Source organism: Microcoleus sp. S13C4 (genome assembly GCF_036700865.1).
GTDB lineage: Bacteria > Cyanobacteriota > Cyanobacteriia > Cyanobacteriales > Microcoleaceae > Microcoleus.
In genome coordinates, this window is the sequence record NZ_JAUBPS010000076.1 from 14,816 (window position 1) to 27,415 (window position 12,600).

The 12,600-nt window shown below is 45.2% G+C and carries 8 protein-coding genes; 4 read left to right on the top strand and 4 right to left on the bottom strand.

Translation table 11 applies throughout. The annotated features are described in order from the left end of the window. Positions 1-4,839 carry a PAS domain S-box protein gene (locus QT996_RS23920; RefSeq protein WP_333049554.1) on the bottom strand — a complete coding sequence of 1,613 codons (4,839 nt, stop codon included), beginning with the start codon at positions 4,837-4,839 and terminating at the stop codon, positions 1-3. Further along, the gene (locus tag QT996_RS23925; RefSeq protein WP_333049556.1) at positions 4,836-4,991 is read right to left on the bottom strand and encodes a hypothetical protein; all 156 of its coding nucleotides are present in this window, start codon (positions 4,989-4,991) and stop codon (positions 4,836-4,838) included. Before QT996_RS23925 ends, QT996_RS23920 begins: the two co-directional genes overlap by 4 nt. An 875-nt stretch (positions 4,992-5,866) precedes the next feature. Here QT996_RS23925 and QT996_RS23930 point away from each other — a divergent pair. After that, on the top strand, positions 5,867-7,342 hold the full coding sequence (locus QT996_RS23930; protein ID WP_333049558.1) for a mechanosensitive ion channel domain-containing protein: 1,476 nt from the start codon (positions 5,867-5,869) through the stop codon (positions 7,340-7,342). 10 nt (positions 7,343-7,352) lie between these two features. Continuing rightward, entirely contained in the window at positions 7,353-8,489 is a 1,137-nt protein-coding gene (locus QT996_RS23935; RefSeq protein WP_333049560.1) for a flagellar assembly protein H, read from the top strand. An 86-nt stretch (positions 8,490-8,575) separates the two neighbouring features. Here QT996_RS23935 and QT996_RS23940 read toward each other — a convergent pair whose 3' ends face one another. After that, positions 8,576-9,184: a TetR/AcrR family transcriptional regulator gene (locus QT996_RS23940; RefSeq protein ID WP_333049562.1), complete on the bottom strand. Its 609-nt coding sequence runs from the start codon at positions 9,182-9,184 to the stop codon at positions 8,576-8,578. A 114-nt stretch (positions 9,185-9,298) separates the two neighbouring features. Between QT996_RS23940 and QT996_RS23945 the strand changes: the two genes are divergently transcribed. Both QT996_RS23945 and devC read left to right on the top strand, forming a co-directional pair. Then, positions 9,299-10,726 carry an HlyD family efflux transporter periplasmic adaptor subunit gene (locus tag QT996_RS23945; protein ID WP_333049564.1) on the top strand — a complete coding sequence of 476 codons (1,428 nt, stop codon included), beginning with the start codon at positions 9,299-9,301 and terminating at the stop codon, positions 10,724-10,726. Positions 10,727-10,790: 64 nt separating this feature from the next. Continuing rightward, positions 10,791-11,975 (top strand): ABC transporter permease DevC, encoded by a 1,185-nt coding sequence (gene devC, locus QT996_RS23950; protein ID WP_333049566.1) that lies wholly within the window; start codon positions 10,791-10,793, stop codon positions 11,973-11,975. Between the two features lie 306 nt (positions 11,976-12,281). On the opposite strand, the gene QT996_RS23955 is transcribed toward devC, so the two are convergent. Beyond that, entirely contained in the window at positions 12,282-12,479 is a 198-nt protein-coding gene (locus QT996_RS23955; RefSeq protein ID WP_333049568.1) for a hypothetical protein, read from the bottom strand. Between the last annotated feature and the right edge of the window lie 121 nt (positions 12,480-12,600).

Sequence of the window (12,600 nt, forward strand, 5' to 3'; positions counted from 1 at the left end):
TTACTTGTATGACTCAATAAACGTTAAAATCTCTTCGTCTTGAAAGTCCTTTGCCATCTGATGCAATATTATAGCAAAGGGAATGTATTTGGGATCTATTTCTTGAAGTAATGCCGCCTGCTTAACTATTTCTAGGAAATTTCCTTTCATAGCTAGCTCGTATAGCATTTCCATTTCTTTAGCTGGCGGGGCAATTAGCTCAGTGGTGTCTGAGCCGATCGCCCGTGGATCTTCATTAGCTTCATAAACCCATTCTAAATCAAGATACTGTTGTAATTTTTGCAAGAGTTCCGTGGCTTGAACAGGTTTCGGAATAAAAGTGTTGCCTCCTGCTTCTAAACTTCTGTATTGATCGGCTTCAAATACGCTGGCAGAAGAGACAATAATGATGATGTCTTTGAAGTTTTCCGATTCTCGAACCCGCTTAATTAGCTCGAAGCCATCTAGTTCTGGCATTAATAAGTCGGTAACGATTAAATCTGGCTGTACCTCCAGAATTTTTTCCCAGCCTTCCTGCCCATCGTTCGCTTCAGACACCTCAAAGCCTAGGGGACTGAGCAAATTGCTAACTACCGAACGGTTAGCCCATTTGTCATCAATAACCACAATTTTAGGTTGGCGCTCTTTGATGCCAATAATCTGCCCGCGATGGTCAATTTGAGAAGTTTTCACCCATTCATCGGCTTGAGATAGATTGACATCAAACCAGAATATACTGCCAACATTCATCTCACTTTGAACTTCAATGGTACTACCCATTAATTCTACAATCCTTTGGCTAATTGCCAGTCCCAATCCGGTGCCCTCCGTCTGCCGTCTGCGATCGCCTACCTGCTCGAATGGCTGAAAGATAGCTTGGAGTTGATCTTGGGCAATGCCGGTACCTGTATCGCGTATTTCAAACCGAATTTTTCCTTCTGTTGCAAAACTGACTATAAAAGTGACACTGCCCTCATCGGTAAATTTAATAGCGTTACTTAAAAGATTAATTAACACTTGTCGCAAGCGTTTTTCATCCGCACGAATACCGATCGGGAGTTCCGGGCTGGATGGAAAATGAAAGTGAATTCCCTTAAGTTCAGCTCGGATGCGACACATTTCTGCGACACCTTGCAGGAACGCCGGGAAATGAAAATCAGTAGGCATTAGTTCCACTTTCTGTGCTTCAATCTTCGACAAATCGAGAATATCATTGATTAACGTCAGTAAATGGGAACCGCACTGATAAATGACATCAATGCGCGATCGCTCTTCTTCATTCAAGACTTTGGAACGCTGAAGAATCTGCGCGTATCCCATGATGCCATTAAGCGGAGTCCGCAATTCGTGGCTCATATTGGCAAGGAATTCACTTTTGGCCCGACTTGCTGCTTCTGCAGCTTCCTTGGCTTTTGCTAGTACGAATTCTGCTTGTTTGCGATCGTGGATATCGGTACAAGTACCAACCCACTCCCGGACGCTGCCATCTTCATTTAGAATTGGCACCCCTCTAGCTTGAAAATAACGATAGTTTCCATCTGCTGCACGGATTCTATATTCTGTGTCATACAGGCTGTTCGTTTGCGCTGCTTCCATCCACACCTGAGCCGTTCGTTCGCGATCGTCGGGGTGAATTGCATCCAACCAGCCTAAACCAAGCACTTCAGCTTCGGTTTGTCCGGTGTAAGCTCTCCAACTCGGTAGATCCGGGCATCTTCCTTCAGCATCCGCTGTCCAGGCAATTTGGGATGTGGCAACTATTAGGGATCGATAGCGTTCTTCGCTTTGTTTTATAGCATCTTCGGCTTGTTTGCGATCGTGGATATCATTGCAAGTACCAACCCACTCGCGGATGTTGCCATTTTCATCCACAATTGGTACTCCCCTACCTTGAAAATAACGATAGTTTCCATCCGTTCCCCGGATTCGATATTCAATGTCAAACAGGCTTTTCGTTTGCACTGCTTCCATCCAGGCCTGACTCGTTCGTTCCCGATCGTCCGGATAAATTGGATCTAACCAGCCAAAACCAAGCACTTCAGCTTCAGTTTGCCCGGTGTAAGCTCTCCAACTCTGTAGATCCGTGCCTCTTCCTTCAGCATCAGTTGCCCAGACGATTTGGGATGTGGCGGCGATTAAGGAACGATAGCGTTCTTCGCTTTGTTTGATTGCATCTTCCGCTTGTTTGCGATCGCTAATGTCTCGCACCACAGATAACGCATACAGCTTGTCATCCTGCCAATAGGGGGTTGCTGTAACTTCCACATCAATGCACTTCTTATCCTTGCGGACATCAATGGCATGACAGAAGAACTGCTTACCTGCCTTCACAGTTTCTAATAAGTCCACAAATAGGTGGTGACTATCTGGGTGTATGAAGCTTCCAGGTGGTAGTTGAGCGAACTCCTCAGAAGTGTAGCCGTGGATTCTGGCTTGCGCCGGATTGATGGCGACTATTTTTCCGGTTTCTAGTTCTGTGATGATAATGCCATCGTTCACCGACTCAAAAATACTGCGATACTGAGTTTCTTTATGTCGCAACGCTTCTTCAGCTTGTTTGCGATCGGTAATATCTCGTGTTATGCCGATGATGCCCAAAATATTGCCCTGATTATCCCGCCAAGGAGCCTTGGTAGTGAAAAAAGTCCTAGTGGTTTCAGAATGAGAAGAGATATCTTCCTCGTAAGTGTCAATGATTCCGGCTGCCATGATGTGGCGATCTTTTTCCATAACTTCACTGCCAATGTCAGGCGGCAGTATTTCCAAATCATTTTTGCCGATGACTTCTTTAATTGGCTTGCCAAAGAAGTTGGCCAAATTGGAGTTAAGGGCAACATAACGCCCTTCCCGGTCTTTAACGAGAATGAAGTCGGGTGTATTTTCCAAAATAGAGTTTAGCAGTGCATTGCGATCGCGTAACTCAGCTTCCATTTGTTTGCGATCGCCAATGTTTCGTGCTATGGCGATAAGGCCGATAATATTGCCCTGAGCGTCCCGCCAAGGGGCTTTTGTGGTTAAAAAAGAAGTGATGCCCTTACCATTAGAAATATCTTCTTCGTAGCTTTCAGTAGTGCCTGCTTCCATGATCAGGCGGTCTTTTGCCATTATTGGAACGGCAGCAGCAGCGGGAAGGAGTTCCGAATCATCTTTACCCAGGATCTCCTCAATGGGTTTACCGTAAAATGAGGTTGCCCCATTGGAATTAAGGGCAACATAGCGGCCTTCCCGGTCTTTAACCACAATTATGTCTGGCGTACTTTCCAAAATAGAGCTCAGCAAGACGTTGCGATCGCGCAGCGCAGCTTCGGCTTGTTTGCGATCGGTAATATCTGTATTAGCCCCAACCCATTCTCGAATTGAACCATCCGCGTTTAGAAGTGGTACAGCACGACTACTCATGTAGCGATATTCCCCGTCATGACGGCGCATACGGGATTCAGCTTCATAGAGCGAGCGATTGGCCAAGGCAGCCGACCAGACGCTAGCAACATAAGTGCTATCGTCTGGGTGGCAGGTTTCTAGCCAGCCCCATCCCTTGTACTCATCAAATGTCTGTCCTGTAAATGCACTCCAAGTAGGTTGCTCGATCACCATTTCGCCGTCGGCATTGCAGATCCAAATAATTTGAGCGGTAGCTTCCATCAAAGAACGAAATCGTTCTTCACTTTGTTTGAGGACATCTTCTGCGGTTTTGCGATCGCGAATATCCCGCGTAATGGTGGCAATCCCTACCGGTTCATTAGTCTCTGGATGTCTGACCAAAAATAGGGTGTAATCTACCAGGATGGGTTGACCTGTCTGGAAATGTCTGAAGCGGAAATCACTCCTCCAACTTCCGTCTTTCATCACTGCAGGCAGGGTATGCTGCTGTACGAACTCCAAATCTTCTGCCATGAAGAAGTCGGTAATGTGTTTGGTTCTGGCTTCGTCTAAATTACTGAGTCCCACCAAATCCAGACCAGCCTGATTCACCAGTAGAGGGCGACCATCCATTGAGGAAACGCCAATAAAGTCACGGCTATTCTCGATCGTTGTAACCAGCAATTGCCGTTCTTCCTCTGCTTTTTTGCGATCGCGAATATCCCGCGCAATAGTGGAAATAAACTCGACTTCACCCGCTTCGGTTTTGTGGACGATCAAAACCTGGGAGACTGGAATTTCTTCCCCATCGCGTGACACAAATAGGGTTTCACCAGCCCAGCTACCCTCTCGCAAGGCCGTTGGAATTACTTCGTCCTGGAATTTTGCCCTTGCCGAGGGAGCTAATACAGAATCTATGCTAAACGAAGTTCGTGCTTCCTCTGGGGATATCCCCAGCATTTTCTGTCCGGCTTTGTTGAGGTAGACGTTATGTCCACTGGCCTCCGCAACTCCTACTAAGTCGGAAGTTGCTTCCAAAATTGCCGTTAGTCGTGCCTGCTTTTGTTCTGCCCGCTTGCGATCGCTAATTTCAATCACAATCCCACCAAGACCAAAAACCATGCCATTTTCATCCAGCAAAGGATAGTAAGATCCTTGCCAGTAGCGCACGATTCCTGGCTCTTTCGGCGTTTCACCCACTAATTCATAGTCGAGAATAGGCTTGCCTGTATCCAGAATGCCTTGCAGCATTGGTTCCAGAGTCGAAGCCAATTCTGGCAGCACTTCACGCACTGAGCGACCAATATGGTCGGCCGCACAAACGCCATTCATCTGGGCCAGAACTTCGTTAATTTGGACATAGCGGAGTTGGCGGTCAAAAATCAGCATTCCGGCGTTGGCACCTGCAAAAAAAGCGTCGAAGTGAGCCTGTCGCAATGCCTGTGCTGTTGTGCTCTCTTGCTGTGGCGGTTGGTTTTTATCTGGTGGGAATTTGGTCATGTTAAATCGTGCATTTCAGCTATAATTCTAGAACTTCTTTCCAATTGTGCGATCGCAAGGTTTTCCTTTTCTCCTATTTGGGTACTGAAGAAAACGTTCAGTAGGGGGACGATTAGGTTTTCAATCGGCCCTATCTGTATCTCTTGCGACATTCTTTCCCTTAATTATTCGGATGTATCGCCAAGTATTTCTATTTTTCATCAATTCTATTCCTAATCAATCCTATTGGTAGAACATTGGTGACAACATAAGCTAGGGAAGCGTTTGTCAATCAGCAATTATGCTCAGCATTTACTCAGATTGGGGGTGGAGAACTTAGAGTTGGGCGATCGAGGAATCATGCCTCGCGCCATATTTATGCCTACTCACCCCCAAATCCCAAATTTTCCACTCCTCACCAAGCAGTGTTTTCAGTAATTTTACTGATTGCCAAATGCAATTAAGTTTTAATTTGTCTGCAATGTCGGTAGAATGCCAACTATTCTGGGAACGTTCTCAATTTTAGCTATATCCGTTAAATTTTCGCTTAGATGTTCTTAGATATACACAATATGGACGCAACTGGGACAGTGATAGCAAGATCTCTCCTACCAGTTAAACTCATTGTAATACTGGGATAGTTGACTTGTCCACTTAAATAGTCATTGAATCATCCCTGCTTAAGTTTATAACGGGAATTAAACAACAAATCAGCGGAAAGTATGATAAAATCCCAGAGTGTTAACGTTGACTAAAGTTAGTAGAGGCTTCGCATGAATAATAGATGATTCCGCTATTGGGAAAAAGTGGCACACTAACCCCAGGCAGGAGAAGACAATATATCCGAGAAATTGGCAATAGGGATAACGGCTTAGTCTGAATAACGACATACCTATGTAAAAAAATAAGTTTTTTATGAGCCTAAAAATACATTAAAATTTGGTAAAAACGACTTCCTGCCTTGATTGTTAAACTTGGCAGTAAAAATTTTATTCCTTATTCCCATAAGCTTAAAATCTGAAAAAAATCATTACTCCCTGGATTTAAATTGAATACAATACCCGAAGAATTCTTGCTCAAAATCATCCAAATGTTTACAGCAACCCTATTTAAAATAGGTGATAATCCTGTATCCCTGCAGTCACTCTTGGAACTGATTTTATTGTTCATGGCTGTCCTCGTCATATCGCGAGCTTTTACGAATTTTCTTAAAGAAAGCTTGCTCGTTAGACTGGGAATTGACGAGGGAAACCGGGAAGCGATCGCCGTAATTATTGGGTATTTAATAGTCGCTTTGGGGGGTATCGTCGCCATCCAAAGCATTGGCTTCAACCTCGCTTCTTTTGCAGTAGTTGCGGGGGGATTGGGAGTCGGAATTGGCTTCGGAATCCAAGATTTAACAACTAATTTTGTCAGCGGCTTAACGCTGCTTTTAGACAGACCCGTGAAAGTCGGAGACTTTGTGGAATTAGAAGGATTAATGGGAATTGTCAAAAAAATCTCGATTCGATCGACCATCATCCAAACTAATGATGACTCCAGCGTCATAGTTCCCAACAGCAAAATGATTAGCAACAAAATTGTTAACTGGAGTTACGAAAACTCGCTACTCTGTCTGCGAGTTCCCGTAGAAGTAGCCGAGAATAGTAACCCGCTGTTAGTGACTGAAACTCTGTTGAATATTGCTTACGCGGAAGGGGGAGTTTTGTACGAACCTAATCCGAAAGTATTGTTTGTGGAGTTTGGTGATGATAGTTTTAAATTTGAACTTTTAGTGTGGACGGACAGGCCGACTGAAAGAGAATTAATTAAAAGTTCTTTGAATTTTGCGATTGAATACAATTTCCGCCAACATAAAATTGACTTCCCCTTCAATAACAGAGAAATTTATTTGCAAAATCCCGAAGTTCTGTTGTCAATGTTTAACCAAAAAGAAACTCCAATTGAAATCAGGAACACTTCCTCTGCAAACCAGCAAAAAATGCCGATTTTTGTAGAAGAAATGAAAAAGCAATCGTCCCTTAGCTGTTTGCTGCGAGAGGTGGAATACTTTAAAAATCTGACGGATCTCGAATTGCGGCAATTGATTGAAGTTGGATACCGCAAACGGCTGCGATCGCAAGAATTTTTATTTCACGAAAACGACCCTGGAGATGCTTTTTACATGATTCTTTCAGGTTCAGTCGAAGTTTTTGTGGAAGCTATTGACAAACACCTGAATAACCTCAGCACTGGTCAGTTTTTGGGGGAACTTTCTTTGATGTTGGGAATACCAAGAACTGCTTCGGTGAGAGCTTTGGAAGAAACAATTTTGTTTGCAATCAATAAAGAAGGTTTCCAGAAAGTTTTAACTGAACGACCTGATTTATCTGAACAGATTATTCAAGAAATAGTCAAACACAAAGAAGAGCTAAGCGAGAGACAGCAATTATTGCGAGAAATGGAATTAGTAGATGCAGCAGAAGAGGATGAAAATCCTGTAGAATGGGTAAGAAAACGGCTAAAAAATCTCTTTAGTGTTTAAAATAATTTATATGACGCGATTTATTCACGATCTTTTTGCCAAAGAATATCTGGAGGAATTGCTGTCGCCGATCGGAACGGTCAATGTCGGCAGAGATGTGACTTCCGAAGTCCGAGAAATCGATGTTTATTTCACTCCCAGCACCGCAATTCCCGAATACTCAGAAACCCTGGGCTTGTTGGGAAAAATGGCAAACACAACTGCCATTTTTGAACCGTTTCGCAATCCGGCAAACGTCAGCGAAATTTGTAGCTGTCTGGGCAAGTTATTGGATGTGCGAGGTGAGTTGGAGCGAAAATTTAGGAGAGAAAATACTCGCTATGATGACGCTCAGTTACCCAAACTGTGGATTTTGATGCCCACAGCATCGAAAGCATTGGTAGATAGCTTTAATGCGATACCAGACACAGAGAATTGGATGCAGGGAATTTATTTTTTGGGTGAATCTTTGCGAACTGCAATTGTGGCGATTCACCAGTTGCCAGAAACTCCAGACACCCTGTGGTTGAGGATTTTGGGCAAAGGGGGAGTGCAGCAAAGGGCTATTGCCCAATTAAGCGCTTTAGCTGCTGACGATCCGTTGCGGATTATCGCGCTAGAATTGCTGTATCGGTTACAGTCAAATTTAGTAACCGATGCGCCACAAGAATTAGAGCCAGAAGAGCGGGAGTTAATTATGGCCATTGCACCACTTTTTCAACAACAAATACAAGCAGCACAGCGACAAGCTAGAGAAGAAGGGTTAGAACAGGGACTAGAACGAGGGCTAGAACAAGGACTAGAACGAGGTAGACAAGAACAACAGCGCTTAATATTAGAAAATTTTCTGCGAGTTAGATTTGGAGAATTAAGTCCTAAAATGACTGTTTTTCTCTCTCCAATATCCAAGTTGGCTGCGGCGGAATTTACAGTGCTGTTGCTGGCAATATCGATGCTGACAGTCGATGAAACAGGGCGTGAAGCAGCGATTAAATTGTTAGCTGAAAGTGCGTTGCAAATTCGATCACCTGAATTGGGCGATCTTCTGCCTACAGCCGTTACTAATTTATTGGCATTGCCTGTGGCAGAATTGACATTGTTTGTAGAACAACTGCCGCAGTTATCGGCGGAGGAATTGAGGGACAGGTTAGGAAAAACACCTGACTAAAACCTGCGATCGCAGCCATAAAGGGATCTTGCTCTTTAGGGCTGCGATCGTTCTCAAATAAAATTCCTAGATTCTGTCGATCGCACTTAGGAATTGGACTGCCGGCCTAAAATCAAGTGCAGCAGACCGTCGATGAGTCGATCGCGCTCCATTGGAATAATATCTTTGCCGTGCATCATATGCTGCGTTAACTGGAAATATACCAGCGATCCAATAAAAATACGCGCCGTTGCCTCCGGATCGGGCAATTTTAACTCTGGATGCGATGCCAAATATTGAGTAAGCCGATCGATACCCGGTTTAGCTAAGTTTTTCACAAAAGTCTGCGCTAGCTGGGGAAAACGCCCCGACTCCGCAATCACTAACCTCACAAAATTGAGAAATTCAGGTTCCTGCGTCACCTGCTCTAATAGAGTTGTGGCAACGAATCGCAGCGCTACGGCCGGTTCTTCATCCAGAACTATAAAAGAGACTTTTTCTCGCGCCAGCCGCTGTACCAAGGCAACGAATAATCCTTCTTTATCTGCAAAATAGCTGTAAACCGTGGCTTTGGAAACTCCTCCCGTCTTCGCTACCTTGTCCATACTCGTCCCCGCGTAGCCGTGGGTTAAAAATTCTTGCATCGCACCTTGCAGGATTTGCTCGGTTTTGTCACTTGCTGCTGTGTCTGATTCGATCGGTTTTGTCCTTGCCATACCTTGCTTCTGTAATTTTTATTTGGGATCTTGACATCATTATACTGAACGGTTTAGTATTAAAACATATCAGAACTAAACGGTTTAGTTTTATTCCTCAAAAAGAGGTATGTCATGGTACACCAACCAACAGCAGACGGCTTATCCTCAACTCCATCCCTAGTTAAACAACTCCTAGTTGTGGCAGCAGTAGCAACCCTGGCCGCAGGGGGAATCACAGGCTACACGATCTGGCGATCGCGCATACCCGATCCCAACGCAGTAGCGGCAGCCGCAGCCGTCGCAGCATCCCAATTAACGACAGTTACAGCCTTGGGGCGACTGGAACCGCGAGGAGAAGTAATTAAAGTCTCCGCCTCCGGTGCGACGGAAGGAAACCGGATAGATCGACTCTTAGTCAAAGAGGGAGACAGGGTGAAAACAGGTCAAGTGATCGCAATTTTGGACAGCCGCGATCGCCTGCAAGCCGCCCTCGACCAAGCTCAAGAACAAGTGCGCGTCGCCCAGGCTAATCTAGCAAAAGTGAAAGCTGGAGCCAAAAACGGGGAAATTCAAGCCCAAAAAGCGACTATTAGCCGTTTACAAGCCGATCGCAGCAACGAAATCACAGCGCAACAGGCGATCGTCAGCCGTTTATCCGCCGATCGCAGCACCGAAATCGCAGCGCAACAAGCCACAATTGCTCGCTTGAGGGCCGAACAGCAAGGGGAAATTCAAACTCAAAAAGCCGCAATTGCCCGCCTACAAGCCGAACTCCGCAACGCCCAAAGCGAGGATCAGCGCTACTCCCAACTCTATGAACAGGGAGCAATTTCCGCCTCAACTAGCGACAGCAAAAGCCTCGCAGCCGAAACAACTCAACAGCAACTCAACGAAGGAAAGGCAAAACTGAATCAAATTCAGGAATCGCGCCAACAGCAAATTAACGAAGCCCAAGCCAAATTGAATCAAATTCAGCAATCTCGCCAACAGCAAATTAACGAAGCCCAAGCCAAACTCAGCCAAATTCAGGAATCTCGACAACAGCAGATTAATGAAGCCACGGCAAATCTCGATCGCATCGCCGAAGTGCGTCCCGTTGACATAGCAGCAGCCGCCGCCGAAGTCAGTTCCGCCGCTTCAGCAGCCAAAGGCGCCAAAGCCAATCTGGATCTAGCTTACATCCGTGCTCCCAGAGACGCCCAAGTCCTGAAAATTCACACGCATCCGGGGGAAAGGGTGGGAAACGACGGCATTGTCGAACTCGGACAAACTCGCGAGATGCTGGCTGTTGCGGAAATCTACGAAAGCGATGTGGACAAAGTACGCCTCGGACAAACCGCCAAAATTACTAGCGATGCTTTGACCGGCGAATTGCGAGGAACTGTCGAATATATTGGTTTGCAAGTGCAGCGGCAAAACATTGTTAACACCGATCCTTCTGCGAATATTGATGGTCGAATTGTGGAAGTAAAAGTGCGCCTAGATGCAGCTTCCAGCCAGAAAGTAGCGGGACTAACCAATTTGCAAGTCAAAGTGGCGATCGGGGAAATTAAAGATTAAGAAGTCTTAAACCGCAGGGTCGCTTTCTTCAAGCCAAAATCCAAAATCTAAAATCTAAAATCCTATGATTGGACTAATAAAACCCTTAGAACAGTTAAGACGCAGAACTCCCCTCGGATGGCTGCAACTGAGTCACGACAAAGGGCGAATGCTAGTTGCAGTAGCAGGAATTGCCTTTGCTGACGTTTTGATGTTCATGCAGTTAGGCTTTCAAAATGCCCTTTACACCAGCAATACGCGGCTCCATCAAACCTTGCAAACAGACTTAGTTTTGATTCACCCCCAAGCGCGAAATTTGATTAATTTGTCTTCCTTCCCCAGGCGCAGATTGTATCAAGCAATGAACGTACCGGGCGTAAAATCAGCCGAGCCGCTTTACGTGAAAATTGCTAACTGGAAAAATCCCGAAACTCGGCGCGAAACGTCGCTGATGGTGGTCGGTTTCAATCCCAACCACCCTGCGTTTGCGCTTCCCGAAGTTAACCAAAATTTGAGCGCGATTAAATTGCCGGATACCGTGTTGTTCGATCGAGCTTCTAGGGGAGAGTACCAAGGAACGATCGCACAAATCGCTGAAGGAAAAGCCGTTAAAGCTGAGGTTGAGCGACGCACGATTAACGTCAGCGGTTTATTCACAGTTGGAGCATCTTTTGCCGCCGACGGTATTTTGATGACTAGCGATCAAAATTACCTGCGCCTGTTTCCCAGACAAAACGCCGCGAGTGTTAATGCCGGGTTAATTCAACTGCAACCGGGTGCTGACCCCGTGGAAGTTCAACAAGTTTTGAAAGCATACTTACCGGAGGATGTCAAGGTACTAACCAAACAAGAATTTATTGATTTTGAGAAAAACTATTGGGCTAAGAATACTGCGATCGGCTTTGTGTTTAATTTAGGCGTCGCGATGGGTTTTGTAGTTGGGGTGATTATTGTTTATCAAGTTCTCTCAACCGATGTCAGCGACCACATGGGAGAATACGCTACTTTCAAAGCGATGGGCTACCGCAATGTTTATTTACTCGGCATCGTTTTTGAAGAAGCTCTAATTCTTTCCATCCTCGGTTTCTTGCCGGGAGTAGGAGTCTCTTTCTGCCTCTACTCTTTAACTCGCAAAGCTACAAATTTACCCCTTTATATGACGCTGGTTCGAGCAATTGCAGTATTAATTTTGAACGTCATTATGTGCACTATTTCGGGAGCAATTGCCACTCGTAAGCTGCAAGAAGCCGACCCGGCAGATATGTTTTAATCGGGTTCATAGATAACTCTGCGATTGAAATCGGGGCAACGATTGCCCTCTACACAAACTTTCGTCCGAGCCGAGGGGGACTAAGGCGATCGCCCTTTTTTTCCTTCTCTAAAGCCGAAAATTTGTTGATATGTGAAGATTCGCACTCACTCTAATTATAACACCTAACTCCTCCCCTGTCAAGAGGTTTTTGATAAGTGTTCCCGGATTATTTTGAGTGATTGCTAACTGGCCAAAGCTCAAACCTCCGGTTAGTGCGATCGCCTCCCTGTGATGGCCTAGCCTATAGTTTCTTCCCCAGCAATCTTACAAAAAAGAGCCACTATTAAAAGCAGTTGGATTCACATTATAAACCAATCCCAAGTAGTCATTCCCAGATTTGATCGCCGTTGCAGTTAGAGGCATCACCCCATCTAAGATGACATTCACCGACTCAAAGGTAAGTTGACTGAAAGTGGCACCAATCAACTTGATTTTATCGTCGGAAGTGAAGTCAGTAATCACATCAGCTTGAGATGGGTTAGTAGCAGGGTAAGCTCATCTAATTTGGTATAAATTGTACTTGACTTTAAGGGCAAGATATGAAGGAGTATCCAGTCAATAACGGTTCTTGAGAATCCATTGA